Source organism: Rhizobium sp. 1399, from assembly GCF_031455475.1.
Lineage (GTDB): Bacteria > Pseudomonadota > Alphaproteobacteria > Rhizobiales > Rhizobiaceae > Rhizobium.
The window spans coordinates 97934-115328 of record NZ_JAVDSU010000002.1 but is presented as its reverse complement, the minus strand read 5'-3'; the positions used below and the strand labels follow the sequence as shown (position 1 = coordinate 115328).

The 17395-nt window shown below is 61.6% G+C and carries 12 protein-coding genes; 4 read left to right on the top strand and 8 right to left on the bottom strand.

From position 1 onward, the window contains the following. Nucleotides 1–62 precede the first annotated feature (62 nt). The gene (ftsZ, locus tag J2X71_RS06525; RefSeq protein WP_310380292.1) at nucleotides 63–1085 is read left to right on the top strand and encodes a cell division protein FtsZ; all 1023 of its coding nucleotides are present in this window, start codon (nucleotides 63–65) and stop codon (nucleotides 1083–1085) included. 92 nt (nucleotides 1086–1177) lie between these two features. Here the strand turns inward: ftsZ and J2X71_RS06520 are convergent, their stop codons facing one another. Continuing rightward, nucleotides 1178–2401, bottom strand: coding sequence for an NAD(P)/FAD-dependent oxidoreductase (locus J2X71_RS06520; protein WP_310382154.1), 1224 nt, complete (start codon nucleotides 2399–2401; stop codon nucleotides 1178–1180). A 104-nt stretch (nucleotides 2402–2505) separates the two neighbouring features. On the opposite strand from J2X71_RS06520, the gene J2X71_RS06515 reads away from it, so the two are divergent. Continuing rightward, nucleotides 2506–4047 (top strand): cation:proton antiporter, encoded by a 1542-nt coding sequence (locus tag J2X71_RS06515; protein WP_310382153.1) that lies wholly within the window; start codon nucleotides 2506–2508, stop codon nucleotides 4045–4047. Nucleotides 4048–4107: 60 nt separating this feature from the next. Here the strand turns inward: J2X71_RS06515 and J2X71_RS06510 are convergent, their stop codons facing one another. From J2X71_RS06510 to J2X71_RS06500, 3 genes are all read right to left on the bottom strand, one after another. After that, nucleotides 4108–6105, bottom strand: coding sequence for a primary-amine oxidase (locus tag J2X71_RS06510; protein ID WP_310380289.1), 1998 nt, complete (start codon nucleotides 6103–6105; stop codon nucleotides 4108–4110). Between the two features lie 67 nt (nucleotides 6106–6172). Then, nucleotides 6173–6340, bottom strand: coding sequence for a hypothetical protein (locus tag J2X71_RS06505; RefSeq protein ID WP_310380287.1), 168 nt, complete (start codon nucleotides 6338–6340; stop codon nucleotides 6173–6175). Further along, nucleotides 6337–7776 (bottom strand): APC family permease, encoded by a 1440-nt coding sequence (locus J2X71_RS06500; protein ID WP_310380285.1) that lies wholly within the window; start codon nucleotides 7774–7776, stop codon nucleotides 6337–6339. Before J2X71_RS06500 ends, J2X71_RS06505 begins: the two co-directional genes overlap by 4 nt. A 118-nt stretch (nucleotides 7777–7894) precedes the next feature. Between J2X71_RS06500 and J2X71_RS06495 the strand changes: the two genes are divergently transcribed. Next, on the top strand, nucleotides 7895–8938 hold the full coding sequence (locus J2X71_RS06495; RefSeq protein WP_310380284.1) for an AraC family transcriptional regulator: 1044 nt from the start codon (nucleotides 7895–7897) through the stop codon (nucleotides 8936–8938). A gap of 39 nt (nucleotides 8939–8977) precedes the next feature. On the opposite strand, the gene J2X71_RS06490 is transcribed toward J2X71_RS06495, so the two are convergent. Then, on the bottom strand, nucleotides 8978–9784 hold the full coding sequence (locus tag J2X71_RS06490) for a transporter substrate-binding domain-containing protein (protein WP_310380282.1): 807 nt from the start codon (nucleotides 9782–9784) through the stop codon (nucleotides 8978–8980). A 248-nt stretch (nucleotides 9785–10032) separates the two neighbouring features. On the opposite strand from J2X71_RS06490, the gene J2X71_RS06485 reads away from it, so the two are divergent. Next, nucleotides 10033–12291 carry an EAL domain-containing protein gene (locus J2X71_RS06485; protein WP_310380279.1) on the top strand — a complete coding sequence of 753 codons (2259 nt, stop codon included), beginning with the start codon at nucleotides 10033–10035 and terminating at the stop codon, nucleotides 12289–12291. A gap of 23 nt (nucleotides 12292–12314) precedes the next feature. On the opposite strand, the gene fhuB is transcribed toward J2X71_RS06485, so the two are convergent. From fhuB to J2X71_RS06470, 3 genes are read right to left on the bottom strand one after another with little or no spacing between them, the layout of a single operon-like run. Continuing rightward, complete coding sequence (fhuB, locus tag J2X71_RS06480; protein ID WP_310380277.1) at nucleotides 12315–14279, bottom strand: Fe(3+)-hydroxamate ABC transporter permease FhuB; 1965 nt, start codon at nucleotides 14277–14279, stop codon at nucleotides 12315–12317. Further along, a complete protein-coding gene (locus J2X71_RS06475) occupies nucleotides 14279–15196 on the bottom strand; it encodes an iron-siderophore ABC transporter substrate-binding protein (RefSeq protein WP_310380275.1) in 918 nt (305 codons plus the stop codon). Before J2X71_RS06475 ends, fhuB begins: the two co-directional genes overlap by 1 nt. Next, nucleotides 15190–17334 carry a TonB-dependent siderophore receptor gene (locus J2X71_RS06470; RefSeq protein WP_310380274.1) on the bottom strand — a complete coding sequence of 715 codons (2145 nt, stop codon included), beginning with the start codon at nucleotides 17332–17334 and terminating at the stop codon, nucleotides 15190–15192. The genes J2X71_RS06475 and J2X71_RS06470 overlap by 7 nt, the downstream gene beginning before the upstream one ends. Nucleotides 17335–17395: the final 61 nt, after the last annotated feature.

The window sequence follows — 17395 nt, the reverse complement described above, 5'->3', positions numbered from 1 at the left end:
TATTATGCGATTCGCTATCCGCGACGGGGCGGAGCATGCACGAGGGACAAAAGGAGAGTTCGATGACAGACGCCAAGAGCGGCATTACGGGACTACGGCCGCAGATCACGGTGATTGGCGTCGGCGGCGGTGGCGGAAACGCGATCAACAACATGATCGCCGAAAAACTGGCGGGCGTTGATTTCATCGCTGCAAATACGGACGCCCAGGTGCTCGCGACCTCCAAGGCGACGCGCCGCATCCAGCTCGGCGCCCATGTCACGGAAGGCCTCGGCGCCGGCTCCTTGCCGGAAGTCGGCCGCGCTGCTGCCGAGGAATCGCTCGACGAGATCATGGATCACCTGAGCGGCTCGCATATGTGTTTCGTCACCGCCGGCATGGGCGGCGGCACGGGCACGGGTGCAGCCCCCGTCATTGCACATGCGGCACGTTCGGCCGGCATCCTGACGGTCGGTGTCGTCACCAAGCCCTTCACCTTCGAGGGCAATCGCCGCATGAAGATGGCGGAAGCCGGCATTGAAGCGCTGCGTCAGGCGGCCGATACCGTCATCGTCATTCCCAACCAGAACCTGTTCCGCATTGCGGACGCGAAGACCACCTTCGCCGATGCCTTTATGACGGCGGACCGTGTGCTTTATGCTGGTGTTGGCTGCATCACCGATCTCATCGTCAAGGAAGGCCTGATCAATCTCGACTTCGCCGATGTGAAGTCCGTCATGCGCGGCATGGGCCGGGCGATGATGGGCACGGGCGAGGCTGAGGGCGAGGCACGCGCGATGAAGGCAGCAGAAGCTGCCATCGCCAACCCGCTGCTCGACGATATCTCGATGAGAGGTGCCAAGGGCGTGCTGATATCGATTTCCGGCGGTTCCGACATGACCCTCTTCGAGGTCGACGAGGCCGCAAGCCGCATTCGCGATGAAGTGCAGGACGACGCCGAAATCGTCGTCGGCGCAATCTTCGACCGCAGCCTCGACGGCAGGTTCCGCGTCTCGGTCGTCGCGACCGGACTTGAAGGCGCTGGAGCGACCGCTGCCGTGCCGGACTTCGCCGCCGGGCAGCTCCAGGGCCGCACGTTGCAATAAGGCGACAGGATCGCCTTATTGCGTTGCCTGTGAAAGCATCATCATCCGAAAGCTGGGCGGCGAAAAACCGCCCGGTTTTTTTATCGCAGCTCTTAACTGAGGCTGCCAATCACCTCGTCGGCGGCCCGCAACCCGCTTTCCCAGGCGCCATGCGCTGTCGAGAAGTCCGATTGATGCGTCGCCTCACCGGCGAAGAACAGTCGGTCGGCGACCGGACGCGCCAGGATGGTGCGGGCGCCGGCATGGCCGGGCAGCGCATGGCTGTAGGAGCCGCGAACCCAATCCGTGTGGCACCAGGACGAGGCTGCGAGCGGACGCAGGTGGCGGCGGATGTTGTTCCCCAAGAGCGATGACAGCTGGTCGAGGGCGAAGGCGAAGGCGTCGAGCAGGCCGGCCTGTTCGATGACGACGGCGCCCTTACCGCCGAAGAAGCCTTCGACAACCGGACGTCCGAGCGGCCGGATATAATAGCTGCCGGTCTCGTCGTTCCTGGCATCGCCGAGCAGATGCGTTTCCGGCTCGAGGCCATGATTGCCGTGAAGCTCCATGAAAAGCTTGTCAGCAAGGCCGAGCGGCAGTTGCGCTGCGGCGTGCAGGTGATCATCGGCCTCAGGGTCAAAGGCGATCATGCCGCGGGCGAGAACATTGGTCGAGACCGTGACGATTGCCGCACCTGCCGTCACCGGACCGCGATCGGTTTCAACCCGGACACCCTCACCGGTTAGCGCGACACGGCGGACCGGCGTCGAGAGGCGCAGGGTCACGTCTGGAATGGCAGCAGCGATCAGGTTTCCATAGCCTTCGTGCACGCGCCAGTTGGCATCGGTTGCGGCGTTGTCATAGGCGAGGAAGTCGGCAACCGACAGCCGCTCCAGCGGCGCGCCGTTCAGATAGCCGCTGAGCGACTGGCAATAGGCATTCCACTCACCATCCGGCTCCAGCGCATCCGAGGCCCTGTCGCTTGCTGGGGGATTGCCCCGCAGCCGCTTTTCAAGCGCCTCCCAGGCAGCGGCAGCAGCCGCACGTTCTTCCGGCGAGAAACCGAGATCACGCCATTGGTTCTGCCAGGCCGTCGGCCCGCGCTCGATCGTAAAGCCTGCCTCGCGGCCGATCGCGACAAGGGGATTGCGCTCGGCCGAATGCAGCCAGCCACAGCCCATATCGAGCGGCATGCCGGAAAGTTCGACCGTCCAGGCCCGACCGCCGACACGGTTGCTGGCTTCGAGAATGACGACCGAGCGTCCGGCATCGGTCAGCCTTCGTGCCGCAGCAATGCCTGCTGCGCCGGCGCCGATAACAGCCACATCGTAGTCCATCGTCACGGCTTCGCCCCGCGTTTCGTCATCACCTTGATAGGCTTAAGCTTTACATGGGAGCCGCACCCGCTTCAATGCGCCCGAAAGCCTGCTACTATGCCGTCATGACCTTCTTCGAAACCCTCGTTGCCCTGCTGGCCGTCGCCATCCTGCTCCTGCAGATCACCAGGCGCATGCATCTGCCCTATCCCGGCATTCTGGCCGCTGCTGGCGTCGGCGTGGCGATGCTGCCCGGTGCGCCTGTCATCCCGATCGACCCGCCGACGGCGCTTGCCCTGTTCATCGCACCGGTGCTCGTCGATTCCGCCTATGATTTCCCGATGGGGGCTGCGCGGCGCATGCTGCTGCCGCTGATCTTCTATGCCGTCATTGCCGTTCTGGTGACGACAGGCGTGGTGGTGTCGATCAGCATGCTGACGGTCGGATTGCCGATTGCGGTTGCCGTGACGCTCGGCGCCATCGTTGCTCCGCCCGATGCTGCGGCAGCGACCGCCGTGCTTTCCAATCTGCCGGTGGATCGGCGTGTGGATGCGCTGCTCAAGGGCGAAAGCCTGTTTAACGACGCAACGGCGCTGTTGCTGTTTGGAGCGGCACTGACGGTCCAGGCACGCGGCGGGCTCGACGGAGCGACAGCGCTCCAGATTGGCTTTGCGGCACCCGGCGGCATTCTCCTCGGCATCGCCTTCGGCTTTTTCGTTTCGCGGCTCCGACCGATTACCGAAAATACGGTCGGCGGCACGCTGTTGCAGTTCGTCTATGCCTTTTCGACCTGGCTGATCGCCGAGCATCTGCATCTTTCGGCTGTGCTTGCGACGGTTGCGAGCGCCATGACGATCGCGACGCTTTCGACAGTCGACGATTCCCCGCGCATGCGGGTGCATTCCTTTGCCGTGTGGACGACCGTCGTCTTCCTGCTGAACGTCGTCGCCTTCCTGCTGATGGGGCTTCAGGCGCGCAGCATTGTCGAATCCATGTCGGCCGAGGCCCTCGAGCGGTCGCTCGGCTTTGCCGCTATCGTCGTGGTCGGCGTCATCCTGGCGCGACTGACGATGGCCTTCCTGCTGCATGCGATCGTCATTTCGCGCCACCGGCGCGGCAATCTGCTGGCGCCCTTCAGGCACGGGGAGACCTTTCTGGTCGGCTGGTCCGGCATGCGCGGCCTGGTCACGCTCGCCACCGCCTTTGCCCTGCCCGCCGACTTTCCGGAACGTGACCTCGTCGTGCTGACAGCCTTTGCCGTGGTGCTGGCAACGCTCGTCATCCAGGGAGCGACGCTCGCCCCGATGATCCATTTCCTGAAACTCGGGCGGCAGGCGCAAGTTCACGACGAACTGGAAGCCGCAAGGCGCTCGCTTGCCGAAGCTGCATTTGAGCGGCTCGAGAAGGAAGGTGGCGCCGAGGCTGAGGCCATCAGGACGATCTGCAAGGATCACTGGACGGTGCCCTCTGACGCCGGCGATGCCTCGCCGCTCGTGCGCCGCCGCAAGCTGACGATCGCCGCCGTGATCGCCCAGCGCCAACGCCTCGAAGAGCTGCGCGACAAGAACAAGATCGGGCCGACGCAATATCTCGAATTGCAGGAAGATCTCGACTGGAAGCAGCTCTCGGTCGGCTCCGACGAGGATCGGCGCATTACCGAGAGCTAAGGGTAGGCTGCAGATAAGGGGCGACTTTTGCTGTCGCCCCAATACTGCATGCGATCCCCGTCAATGTCCGCAGCAACTGCCGCTGGCTTCATCCCCCTGATCGGAAGCGGCCGAGCCGTGGTTGTCACGGCTATGCTCATTGCGGGCAGCGGGGAGGTTCATGGCAATGTTGCTGTCGAAGAAACCGTTCGGTTTCAGGGTAAAGCCTGCATATTCGACCGGCATGATCGGAAAATCCTCCGGTTTGCAGACATGCGTATGCCCGAAAGAATGCCAGAGCACGATATCGGCGTTTTCGATATTCCGGTTGTTCTCGACATATTTCGGCAGGCCGTCCCCACCTGCATGCACATTCGGATAGTCGCCGGACGCATATTTTTCCTTCGCGTCGAAAGCCGTCACCCAGATGTGCTTCTTGGCAAAGCCGCCACGCTGAGCAACGGTCGACCCCTCCTGGGCGAGCATCAGGGGACTTGGCATGACGACCATTTTATATCCGGGCGCATTGCCCACGGAATTCTGCTCGTTGGAGTTCTGGACCTTCCAATACCTGCCGGTCTCGCCGTTGGCGACGGCGGGACTATCGAGCTCCCGTTTCAATATTTTCGTCTTCGTATCGAAGACATTGCCATAGGGATTGTCCTCGCCCCATGGGCGTGGCTGGAACTCATGCTCGGTGACGGTATTTCCGCCGCCATCGATATCCATGTGCAGGCGGGCATTGAAGAAATGCTGGTGGGTCGGGCCGCCGAGATTGTCGTCGACCATTCCACCCCAGGCATATTTCTGGCCACTCGCCACAGCCGCGGTCTGGATAATGCCAGTCAGCTTTGCTTCGAGCTGGATGGTGCCATCCTGGTAGAGATACCAGTAGAAGCCATAGTCATAATTGCCGACCGTCGCGAAGAAGGAGATGACGAGACGGCGCGATCTCCTCACTTCAAAAATGCCGTTTCTGAACTCGTAGTGCTTCCAGAGGATCCCAAAATCCTCCTCATGCATGCAAACGGCGTTCTTCATCATCACCGGCTGGCCGAAATCATCCGCCGACGGGATATCGAAATAGTGTATCTGGCCAAGGCAATCGCAGCCGAGCTCAAGGCTGTTGGCGAGCCGCCCCAGCCCATATTCTCCGGCGTCGAAAGCGCTCTTCCAATAGTGGTTGGCGGTCGGATCGGCATAAGGCACGACCATTTCGGTCACCGAGGCACGGAAGATCACGGGACGAAGCTTGCCGCCATTTTTAATACCGAGCTCATGCAGGACGAGACCTTCGCGAGGCGTAAAACCGACACGAAACGACCAGTCCTGCCATTGTACTGTCCAGCCATCGACCGAGAAGCTCGGTCCCTGCGGCTGCACGATATTGAGCGGCTTTACATCCTGACGGACATCGGGAAAGGACTCCTGTCCGTAATTGCGCTTCCTCCTCGGCACCGGAATGACGGTTTCGTCGTCGACGAGATCGACCACCTGATTGCTGATGAGGTCGACAACGGCAACAACCCCTTCGATCGGATGGGCGTAGCCATTGTCGCGGATATCTTCGCGCCAATAGGAGACGGCGCGAACGATGCGGGCGCCCTTCTCGAATTCGCGTCCGAAAAAACCCGAGGAAAACGGGTCGATCTGGACGAGCGGAATATCTTCCTCGGTGATACCGCGCTTCTTGACCGCGGCAATCCAGCGGGGGTCCGATTTGACTGTCGCCTCGACGGTCTCGAACTCGCAAAGCATGACGGGTGGCTGTCCGTAGGGCGCTGATTCAAGCGGCAGCCTCTTGTGCTCGACGACAGTTTTTTTCGACAGGTCGACGATCGATTCATGGACTTCGCCCGAGCTGGAATCCAGCGACAGGACAAATGCCAGCCGGGGAAGCTTCCTTCCGTCGCGATGCATTGCCATGTCGGATTTGGTCGGCTCCTCTAGGCGAATGATCGGGAAGCGGATCGATTGCGGCAGTTGCTTTTCGTCCTTCAGAATTGCGACGGCTTCCGAGATCTCGGTCAGGCTCAACGGGTCGAGCGGATAGGCGAGCGTTTCTACAATGGCGTCCATTGTCAGTCCTTCATGTGCTTTGGGTGGTGGCAGTGCGCATCTGGCTGCACACTGCAGGGCTCAGCCGTCAGCGGCCGGAGCAGATGTCCATTTCGGGCATGCGATCACCATGGATGCAGAAGACAGAGCAAAATGCGTGTGCTTCTGCCGCCATCAGGATTGTGGCGATGGTCAAAGCCATCAAGGTCATCAGCGACATCCGGTCGACGAGGGTCAAAGGTTGAAGTCTCGTCATTCGAAGGCCTTCCCAAGCGAAGCATAGAGTTCGGGCTTCACGGTCCTGATGCGCACTGCAAAGGCAGCCCCAATCAGGCCGGTCAGCACCACCAGCAGCGGGAAGGATTTCACAATCACGCTTTCCGATCCCGACAGGAGCGGCAGGTTGACGATAACGAGGACGATCGAGCCGAGGATACCGAGCAGCGCCAGGACCGGTGCCACCGTCGTGGTCCATAGACTGTAGCGATGCGGCAATCCCCGGAAGAAGAGAACGATGGCCACGCAGACAAGGGCCTGGACAGCCAGGATCCCGAGAACGGCCAGAGCGGACATCCAGGAAAAGACGACCGTATAGGGATCGGCGCCAGCTGCGATGAAGCAGACAAGCGCGAGGGCGGCAATGGCGCTCTGGATGGCACCCGCGATATAGGGCGAACCGTGGACCGGATGGACCTTGCCCAGAGCCCTGACGACGAGCCCTTCGCGTCCAAGCGCGTAGAAATACCGGTTCAGCGTGTTGTGGAAGGACAGGATGCAGGCAAAGAGGCTGGTGATCAGCAGGATATTCATGACCTGCGACGACCATTGTCCGAGGACCGCGTCGGAAGCGACGAAATAGAAGGTTTCCAAGCCGCTGCCGGCAGTCGCCTGCACCTTTGAAGGGCCATAGAACTGCACGATGGCCCAGGTCGACAGCGCGTAGAAGACAGTGATCAGCAAAACGGCGGCATAGGTTGCGCGCGGGATCGTTTTTTCCGGGTTTTCCGCCTCTTCTCCGAAGATGGCAGTGGCCTCGAAACCGATGAAGGAGCCGACCACAAAGACGAGCGCGACGCCGAGACCCGGCGAAAACACGGTGGCCGGGCTGAAGGAGGAGAGGCTGAAACCTTCCGGCCCGCCACCGGTCAGCACAATGCCGATGTCGAGAAGCAGAAGGATAGCGACCTCAGCCAGCATGCAGATGCCAAGGATCGTGCCTGAAAAGGCAATGTTTCGCTGGCCGCAAAGATGGACGGCCACCAGTGCGGCAAAGGACCAAGCCCACCACGGAAGCGTCACGATCGATGCCACGGCGCCGCTCATGAAGACGCCGAACAACCCGTAGATGGCGATCTGTACCGACGAATAGGTCAGAAGCGCCATCAGCGCACCGCCAACACCGGCCGGCTTGCCGATGCCCTGGGTGATGTAGGTGTAGAAGGCGCCCGTCCCGCCGACATGCCGGCTCATCGCCGTGAAGCCGACCGAGAAGATGAGATACAGGATCCCTGCCAGGACGAAGGCACCCGGGACACCGGGTCCATTGCCGAAAGCGAAAGCGGCAGGAGTGGCGCCAACAACGGCGGTGAGCGGCGCTGCCGCCGCCACGACGAAGAAGACGATATGGGCAAGGCCGACGGAATTTTTCGCGAGGCGATCGGGAGGATTTCCCAAAGTGGTGTGCGTTGTCATGAGAACCCCTGTTTTTGATTTTCATCAACACGGTAGTCACGACCGATTGGCCTCAAAATTGCAGTTCATGCCAATGAATCGATAATTTGCGCCATCACTGGCGGCGGGGAACAAAAACATGTCATCTGCCCAGCAAACCGGCACGTCCGCGCAGATATTTGCTTCAATTCGTGCGTCTGTACTGCTGCCGCTCATCGAACAAATCGACCGGAAATCCGGCAAGGCAGATGTATTGCTTGCCCTTCATGGTCTTCTGCGCAGCCAGCTTGACGATCCCTATGCCATGATCCCCATGAACCGATATGTGGCGATCTTCGAAGATGCGGCATCGATCGTCGGAGATCCGACGATCGGCGCATTGCTTGGAACCCTGTTCAAGCCGAGCGATATCGGCCCGATCGGCGTGCTCTTTTCGATATCGAGCACGATCCGCACCGGTTTCGAACGATTGGCCAAATATGTGAACACCGTCCAGAGCGGCACCAATTCCGGTGTCTTTCAGGAAGACGGCAATCTGGTCTGGAGCTACCGCCTCGACGATCCCAGGCTCTGGCCGAGACGGCAGGACAGCGAGTTCACGCTGGCCGCGTCCTGCCAGCTCGTCCGTGCCTGCTTCGCACGCGGATGGAGACCCGTCGAAGTCCATTTTGAACATCGGGCGCCTCGCGATCCGACGACCTTGCAGCGGATTTTCCGGGCGCCCTTAAAATTCGGCGAGTCTGCCAATCGCATCGTGGTTTCGGCAGAAGACGCCCGCCGTGTCTACCGGCAGGAGCAGCCCGATCTGGCGGCGGTCCTGGAGCGCCATATCGCGGATCTGAGCGGCAAGTTGTTGCAGTCGGACTCGACCGTCGATCATGTGCGATCATTGATCGGGATCTATCTCGGACACAAACCCATCACGCTCGTCGGGCTTTCGCAGGAGCTCAGCCTTTCGCCGCGAACCTTGCAACGGCGGCTCTCCGAGCAGGGGACATCGTTGAGGGATCTGATGCGGCAATACCGCCAAAGTATCCTTGCGCTGCAGAGACAGAACGGCGCGGTCAGAATGAAAGAGCTTGCGCAAGTCCTGGGTTACGCGGACGAAACGGTGCTGTGGCGCGCCCGCAAACATTGGGAACGCATGCCGCAGGCGGCAAACAATGCTGCGGCGGATCCATAGGACCAGCCGCAACAATCAAGGGAATTCGGCCCGGCGCCCTCAACGGATGCTGAACGGGAAATATTTTGCGTTGATCGTGTCGTAGATGTCGTTAGCCTCGATCTCTGCAAGCGCAGCATTGAGCTTGTCCAGCAAAGGCTTGTCGGTCGGGCGCACGGCGATGCCGGCGCCGTCACCGAAATATTCGGTGTTCTTGATATCCTCGCCCTTGAACTCGCAGCAGCTGCCCGCCTTGGTGTTTGCGAGCCAGTCGTAGACGGCGAGCTTGTCTTCCAGGATGATATCGACCTTGCCGTCGGCAAGGCCCTTGTAAAGATCCGGCGATGCCTGGAACACGGTCGTTTCGACACCGCTGTAGAATCTCTTGGCGTAGGATTCCTGGGAGGTTGCTGCCGTCACGCCGAGCCGCAGTTTCTTCAGATCATCGGCTGACGTGCCGGCGATCTCGTCGTTTTTGCGCGCGATGAAGACCGTCGGGCTGTCATAATACTTCTCGGTGAAGGCAACCTTTTCTCGCCGCTCCGCGCTCATCGACATTGACGAGATGATCGCGTCATATTTGTTGTCGAGCAGGTTCGGGATCATCGCCGTCCATTCCTGGATAACAAATTCGCACTTCAATTTCGCGGTCTCGCAAAGGGCCTTGGCGATATCCACGTCGAATCCCTGAAGCTGATTATTGGAATCGACATAGTTGAACGGCGGAAATGCACCCTCGACGGCTATGCGGATGTTGTCGTTTTCGGCAGCCCGGACAATAGCGGGCTCAAAAATACTGACCGCAACAACGGCCGCACAGGCAAATGCGAAGAACTTCGAACGATAGAGAGATCCTAATCGCAACATATCAATCACCTTGATGTAGAGCTCGATCGCCAACCTTGCATCGGCAAGCGTTGCACAATGAGCAGCCAATCACAAAACGATTAAAAAGCTCATCATTTTGGGCCATCAATTTTGATGCTGCTTGAAAAGCATTTTGTAAACAATCGCGGTCAGTATCAGGGCGCTCGGGAGAAGACTGCGTGCCTGCTGATCCGTCTTTAAGATTATTCGCTCACAGAGCGACCTGGACATCGTCCGGGTCGATACTGGTGCTGCTTGCCATCAGCGGCCTGGCAATTCTTGGCCTGGTGTTCCTGGCTGCTATCTGGGCCGGTAGGGAAAGCGACGCAGCCGCCCTCGATCGGCAGCGCCAACTCGTCAACAGCCGCCTCCTGGATCAGGTCAAGCGCGTATCGCAGGACATCCAGCTGATGGGCGCAGGCTATGCTTCGCTGCTGGTGGCGGATTCGGCGCCGACCGGCGGCAAGAGCGAGCGCGCAGGCACGACATCGGCCTCGACATTCGGCAAGATCGCGACAACGGTATTCGGCTACAATGCGGCATTCCTCGTGACCCCGGCAGGTGAGCTTGCGCTACAGTCCGATCCCGAAACGAAACGCCGCTTCAAATGGGTGCGACCGCTGCTTCAGCCGATGATCCAGGATTTGGAAGCAAGGAACCACGGTGCGCCGCAGGGGCCGAGTTCCGATCCGGAACCCAGCCGGGTGGAGCTGATGCGGCTTGAGGGCCGCCCTTCGGTCGCCGGCGTCGTTTCGGTCACGGGTTCTTCGAAAGTGGATCCGCAAGAAGGACATGGCGGCAACAGGCTCTACCTCGTGGCGTTCCGCTTCCTCGACGGTGTCACGCTCGATACGCTAAGCCGCGAACAGGGTTTGGCCGGCGCTCGTTATGCCCGCACCGCGGACCAGGAACAGAATGAAGTTGCGTTCGAAATCGAGGCAACGGCATCTGGCGACCCGATCGGCTTCATCATCTGGAGGCCGGATCTGCCGGGCTCACGCGTCATCGGCCGGCTTGTTCCCGTGCTCTCCGTGGCCGGCCTTATCATCGCCGGCCTCTTCTTCGCCCTGATGGGCCGTTTGCGCGGCAGCCTCAGAGAACTCAGCGCGAGCGAACATCATGCACGGCATCTTTCACTGCATGACGTATTGACGGGCCTGCCGAACCGGGCGCTGTTTGCAGCCCGTTTCGAGCAATGCCTTGCGGCCATGAAATCGCCCGGCGAGCTCGCTGTCCTTGCCCTTGTCGACCTCGACAAATTCAAGGAAGTGAACGACATCCATGGGCATGCCGCCGGTGACGAGCTGCTGCGCGGCGCCGTCGACAGGATGAATGCTCTGATCGAACCAGGCGATACGCTTGCAAGGCTCGGCGGCGATGAATTCGCCCTGCTTCTTCCTGCTGTCAGGGAGGGCGACGATAGTTACATCCTCCTCTTCAACGCCATTATCGAGGCCCTGAGCAAGCCGTTCCAGCTTCGTGGCGGTGACGTCGTCGTCCGCATCGGATGCTCGATCGGCATCGCGGCCTTTCATGACGCGGCTGAGGCAACCAGCGAGATTTTGCGGCGTGCGGACGTCGCCCTTTATGAAGCCAAGACCAACGGGCGCGGCCGCCTGATCGAATATGATCCTTCGCTGGATCACCGGGTCGAGGCACGGGAAAACCTCAAGAACGATCTTCGCCTCGTGCTGGACGGTCGTACGTATATCCCCGATAGCGTCGAGAATGCGCATTCAGGTGATCCGGGCCATCTGGAGGTCTTCTTTCAGGGCGTGCATCGTGCTGACGCGCATGAAGAACTTTCGGGTGCAGAGGCCCTCGTGCGGTGGCGCCACCCCACCCTTGGGCTGCTGTCGCCGGACAAATTCATCCCGATCGCCGAGGAAGCCGGCATGATCGACCAGTTGGGCGAGTGGGTGTTGAGGAATGCAGCCAAGGCAGCCGCAGGCTGGCCAGCCGACATGTCGGTCGCCGTCAACGTCTCGCCCTCGCAAATCCGTCACCGGGACTTCGACGGCCACGTGCTGTCGATCCTGGCGGAAACCGGCCTGCCGCCATCGCGCCTCGAGCTGGAACTGACGGAAGCCGCCCTCTTCAACATCGACGAGACCGCGCAAGGGACACTCGGCAGGCTTCGGTCCCACGGGATCCGGATTGCGCTCGACGATTTCGGCACCGGCTTTTCTTCGCTCAGTCACCTCATTCAGTTCAATATCGACCGCATCAAGATCGACCGGTCCTTCGTGCGGTTGCTCGGAACACAGGCCGAGGGCGCCGCCATCGTTTCGGCGATCCTGGGCTTGAGCCGCACGCTTGGAAAAGCGACAACGGCGGAAGGCGTCGAGACGAGGGGGCAGAGAGATTTTCTCGTTGCTGCCGGCTGCAACGACTTGCAGGGCTTCCTGTTCTCCCGCCCCTTGCCTCCGGCTGATTTCCTGTCGTCATTGCCATCTGCCGAAGCCGCGCGGCCGCAGTCAGTTGTCGCATCGTCCCCGCGCGGCTGATCGTCCATTTCGACGGGCCGCTCCTACTGCCTTTTGCCTATCATCCAGACAAGGTATGGCGCGCCGGCGAAGGCCGCAAAGAGTCCCAGCGGCAGTTCATAGGGAAAAGTGACAGTGCGGGCGCCGAGATCGGCGATCATCATCAGCACAGCGCCGATGACGGCGGAGGCGAGCAGGTTGCTGCCGGCCTTTTCGAAGCCGGCACGGTGGGCGATGTGCGGGGCCATCAGGCCGACAAAGCTCAAGGGGCCGACGAGCAGCGAAGCGGCAGCGGTCGCAATGCCTGCCGTCAGCACCATCAGCATGCGAGCACTGACAAGCGGTAAGCCAAGCGCAAGCGCGGTCGGCGCGCCAAGTGGCAGGATTGTCAGCCATCGCGTGAAGATCAGGGCGATTATCAGGATGACAATGGTGAGCCCGGCGAGGAACACAGCCGTTTGCGGCGTGGCGGCTGCAGCCGAGCCGCCGAGCCAGGAAAGGATCTGCCAGGCGCGCTGATCGCCGACGGCAAGAAGCGCACTCAGGATCGCCGACGAAAAGGCGCTGACGGAAATGCCTGCGAGCAGCAGGCGTTCAGGCGGCAGATGCCGGCGGGCGGCAAAGAGTGCCACGATGACAAGTACGACGATCGCGCCGCCGCCAGCGCCAAGAAAGAGGGCAGGCGCGCCGGCATTGGCGGAGAAGCTCAAGGCAACGGCATAACCGACGCCGGCCCCGCCGCTGACACCCAGCACCTCGGGGCTTGCCATCGGATTGCCGGTGAGGCGCTGCAGCATGGCGCCCGCCATGGCGAGCAGCCCGCCGGCCGCGGTCGATGCCACCAGCCGGGGCCAGCGGGCGGGAAAGAGTTCCCAGAAGAGATCGCCGCTCAGCAGCGTCCAACCTTCCGGCAGGCGCGCAACGCAGAGGGCCGCCCAGGCAAGCGGCGGCAGCAGGCAGGAGATGAGGACGAGGCGCGACAGCGGCGCGCGGGAGACGACGACGCTATCGGGCGGCTGCGGCGGCTCGACGGCCCGCACCTGCGGCAGCAGCCAGAGCAATAGCGGCCCGCCGATCAAGGCCGTCACCGATCCCGTCGGAAAGGTTTCGCCCGCCGAGGAGGCGACGAGCTGGACGATGCCATCGCAGAACCAGAGCAAGAGGCCGCCGGCAACAGGCGACAAAAGCAGGATGCTGCGCGTCGTGCGGATACCAAGCAGGCGCACCAGCGCCGGGGCGGCAAGGCCGACGAAGCTGACAAGCCCGACGGCAGCGGCAACGCCGGCGCTCAGCGCCACGGCAAGGCTTGCAATAGCAATGCGTGTGCCGGCAAGTGCCACACCGAGCGAGCGGGCACTACTGTCGCCGAGGCCGAGCACGGTCAGCGGACGCAGCAACAGGAGGGTGATGGCGAGGCCGAGCAGCAATTCGAGGCCGAGGCTTACCGTCGCCGACCAGTCCTGCTGGCTGAGCGAACCGCCGTTCCAGGTCACCAATGACATCAGATATTCGCCCTGCGAGAGCGTCATCGCCGCCGATAGCGCATTGCAGGTAATGCCTACGAGCAGGCCGGAGACCACCATGGTGATGGGCTCGAAGCTGCGCCGCCAGCCGAGCAGGAAGACGATGGCGGTTGCCGCGGCCGCACCGGCAAGCGCAACAAGCCCGCGGTAGCCATCGAGCACCTCGGGGAAGAACAGTGTCGCAACGACGATCGCAAGCTGCGCGCCGGAGGAGACGCCGAGCGTCGAGGGATCGGCAATCGGGTTGCGCAGGAGGCGCTGCAAGAGGGCGCCGGCAAGCCCGAGGGCCGCACCGGCCAGAATCGCAACCGCCCCGCGCGGCAGGGCGGCGTAGGCGAAAATGATCTGCTGCGTCGTCATCTGCCCGGCATCGAAGGGCAAGGACGGCCAGTCGGCAAAAGGCAGATGGCTGAGTGCCGCCGACAGGAAGAGGCCGGCGGAGGCGACAAGGGCGAGAAGCGCGGTGGCGAGTGCGGCGGGTCTCATCACGGCCTTTCCCCAGACGACAGCATCGCCGCCTTGAAAAGCCGCGTGAAGCGGGCGGCCGCCGAGATGCCGCCATAGGGATTGATATTGGAAAGCATCAGCACGCGGCCGGAGCGCACCGGCTGCAGCGATTGCCAGATCATGCTGTTCTTCAGGCCGTTGCGGGCTTCGACCGGGATATCGGAGATGATGAGGATGCGCGCCTGAGGCTCTGCGGCGAGGTTTTCGATCGGCACCGGCGCGGCGAACGTATAGCGGGAACGGTCCGTCCAGGCATTCGGCAGGCCGAGCCGTGACAGGATATCGCCGAACATGCTGTCGGCGCCGAAAACGCGGACGTGCCTGCTATCACCGATATTGACGAGATAGGTCGGGCGCGCGGCAAAAGCCTGCAGGCTGAGGCGCGCCTCCTCGACAAGGGCTGACTGTTCAGCCACGACTTCGCGGCCACGCTCTTCGAGGCCAAGCTCCTTTGCAAGTGCCGAAACGGCATCGATCGCCCTCTGATACGGCGGCTCGCCCCTGTGATAGAAGGGCAGCGACAGGACCGGCGCAATCGCCCGAAAGCTCGCCTCGAACCTGACATAGAAGGGCGAAATCAGAATGAGGTCCGGGCGCAGCAGGCGCAGGAGTTCGAGGTTCGGCGATCCGCGCAGGCCGAGATCGGCAACGCTCTCGGCCAGCATTGGCTCGACCGCATCCTTGCGGAACTGCACGAGCTCGGTTGCGGCAACTGGCATAACGCCGAGTGCGACCAGCGTTTCCAGCATGGCCCAGTCGATTGCTGCGATGCGCCTTGGCGGGGATTGGGGCGTTTCCGCAAAGGCCTTGCCGGGAATTGCGAAAGCCGCCAGCAGGGCAAGCGCCTGCCGACGGCTGATGCCCCGTCCATATGCGTCTCGAAATTCACTCACCATTGAAAGGCCAGCTTACCCATCACCGTTCTGCCATCGCCATAGGTGCAGCCGAAGGAGCTGCAGCTTGCAACATAATCCTTGTCGGCAAGGTTCTTGAAGTTCAGCGAGGCGGTCACATTGTCCTTCTTGTAGTGCACTGCTGCATCGAAGAGGGTCACGGCGTCAAGATCGAGCGTGTTCTTGGTATCGCCATAGCGCTTGCCGACATAGCGCACGCCGCCGCCGAGACCGAAGCCTTCGAGCACCGTATCCTCAGGGAAGGTGTAGTCGATCCAGAGGCTGGCGGCATGCTCCGGCACATTGTCAGGGCGCTTGCCATCGTCGACACCGCCGACGATTTCTGCCTGCATGTAAGTGTAGGCGGCGCGCAGATCGAGCCCGTCGGTAAGGCTGGTAACGCCTTCCAGTTCGATGCCCTTGACCGCAACCTCGCCGATCTGACCGGTTCTCGTCGTGCCATCCGGCAGTGCGTAGGTCGCCAGTACGTTCTCCTGCTTCAGGTCGTAGGCGGCGACGGTGAAGAAGCCGTTCCAGCCCTCCGGCTGATATTTGACGCCCACCTCCACCTGCTCGCCCGTCGTCGGCTGGAGAATACCGCTCGTCGTGGAAACCGGCACCGGCTCGAAGGAGGTGGCGTAGCTGACATAGGGGGCGATGCCGTTGTCGAAGACATAGCTGAGGCCGGCCCGGCCGGTGAGCTTGTGATCGTCCTGATCGACAGGACGCGAAATGCCCGTCAGCCGGTTCGTCGATGTCCCATCGGTACTGGCCCAGTCCTGCCGAAGGGCTGCCGTTGCACGCCAGTTCTCATAGGCAAGCTCGTCTTGCACGTAGAGGCCGACCTGCGTCATCTGGGAATCGACATAGGTGCTGAGCGTCGGGGCGATCAGCCTGACTGAGCCATAGACCGGATTGAAGGCATCAAGCGGCGTGGCGCGCCAGAACTGCGTGCCGACATTGTTGCTGTAATAGCGATAGTCGAGACCAAACAGCATCTTGTGCTGGATCTCGCCGGTGTCGAATTCCGCAACCAGGTTATTGTCGACGTTGAACGTATTAAGCAGCTCGTCCTGGATGGTGGCGTTGCGGTTAATCGTCCGGCCGCCGGTAAGGCCTGCCGTCGACATGCCGAGCGCCCTATAATTCCAGTCGAAATTCTGATAGCGCAGGTTCTGGCGGAAGGTCCAGGTATCGTTCAGGCGATGTTCCAGCTCATAGCCGAGATTGGTCAACGTCCGGTCGGACGTATCGAAACTCTTGTCGCCGACGAAGAAATCCCGCGACAGGCGGTTGGCGCCTGTCGCATTGAGAGTGAGTGAAGGCGGCAGGCCGGATGGCGTGCTCGGATTGTCGTGCTGGATGCTGGTCAGGATCGTCAGCTTGGTATCGTCGTCCGGCTGCCAGGTGAGCGCCAGAGCGATGAAGTAGCGGTCATTGTCCAGTTCATCGACCTGCGCCGAGGCCGTCCTTGCAAGCCCCGTCAGACGATAGGCGAAATCGGAATTGCCGGGAATGATGTCGCCGAAATCGAAATAGGAGCCGTAGGTGTCGTAACTGCCGGCCTGAATGCCGACTTCGCCGAAGCGTTCGAAGACCGGCCGCTTGCTGATGAGATTGATCATGCCGCCGGGATTGCCCTGGCCATACATGACAGAAGCCGGGCCGCGCAGCACTTCGATACGCTCGAGCTGATAGGGGTCGACCGCGGGCGCGCCTGCCGTGCGCATCATGCGCAACCCGTTCAGGAACTGCGCCTGGCGGCTGTCGAAACCGCGGATACGCGGCGAGTCGAAACGTGGGTCGGCGCCGTAGGGCTCGCCGACGACCCCGGGCACGTAATCGAGCGCCTGGCCGACGGTTTCGGCGTCCTGCGACTTCAGCTGGTCAGCCGTCAGCACCGAGATCGATTGCTGGGTTTCGATGAGCGGCGTGCCGGTCTTGGTCGCCGTAGCACTCGTCCTGGCAACGAAGCCCTTTACCGGCGCCGTCGGGTCCTCGTCCTTGGAGCCGCTGATGACGATCGGGGCGAGCGTCGTCGGACTGGCCTCTTGCGCGGTCGCCGGAAACAGCGGCGCCAGAAGCACGCTTGCCAGCACTGTGGTCGAAGCAAATTTGAGGAGGTGAAGAGAACCAGTCATTGGGGGCTCGTTATATGCCGTAAAACTGGATTTTTCTAATCATGTTATTTTTCGAAGGTCC

Bases quoted from the DNA above. Each gene is read 5' to 3' on its own strand.
- J2X71_RS06515 (WP_310382153.1), top strand. From the start codon at position 2,506: ATGACCTTCTTCGAAACCCTCGTTGCCCTGCTGGCCGTCGCCATCCTG.
- J2X71_RS06505 (WP_310380287.1), bottom strand. From the start codon at position 6,340: ATGACGAGACTTCAACCTTTGACCCTCGTCGACCGGATGTCGCTGATG.
- J2X71_RS06475 (WP_310380275.1), bottom strand. From the start codon at position 15,196: ATGGTGAGTGAATTTCGAGACGCATATGGACGGGGCATCAGCCGTCGG.
- ftsZ (WP_310380292.1), top strand. From the start codon at position 63: ATGACAGACGCCAAGAGCGGCATTACGGGACTACGGCCGCAGATCACG.
- J2X71_RS06510 (WP_310380289.1), bottom strand. From the start codon at position 6,105: ATGGACGCCATTGTAGAAACGCTCGCCTATCCGCTCGACCCGTTGAGC.
- J2X71_RS06520 (WP_310382154.1), bottom strand. From the start codon at position 2,401: ATGGACTACGATGTGGCTGTTATCGGCGCCGGCGCAGCAGGCATTGCT.
- J2X71_RS06495 (WP_310380284.1), top strand. From the start codon at position 7,895: ATGTCATCTGCCCAGCAAACCGGCACGTCCGCGCAGATATTTGCTTCA.
- J2X71_RS06500 (WP_310380285.1), bottom strand. From the start codon at position 7,776: ATGACAACGCACACCACTTTGGGAAATCCTCCCGATCGCCTCGCGAAA.
- fhuB (WP_310380277.1), bottom strand. From the start codon at position 14,279: ATGAGACCCGCCGCACTCGCCACCGCGCTTCTCGCCCTTGTCGCCTCC.
- J2X71_RS06470 (WP_310380274.1), bottom strand. From the start codon at position 17,334: ATGACTGGTTCTCTTCACCTCCTCAAATTTGCTTCGACCACAGTGCTG.
- J2X71_RS06490 (WP_310380282.1), bottom strand. From the start codon at position 9,784: ATGTTGCGATTAGGATCTCTCTATCGTTCGAAGTTCTTCGCATTTGCC.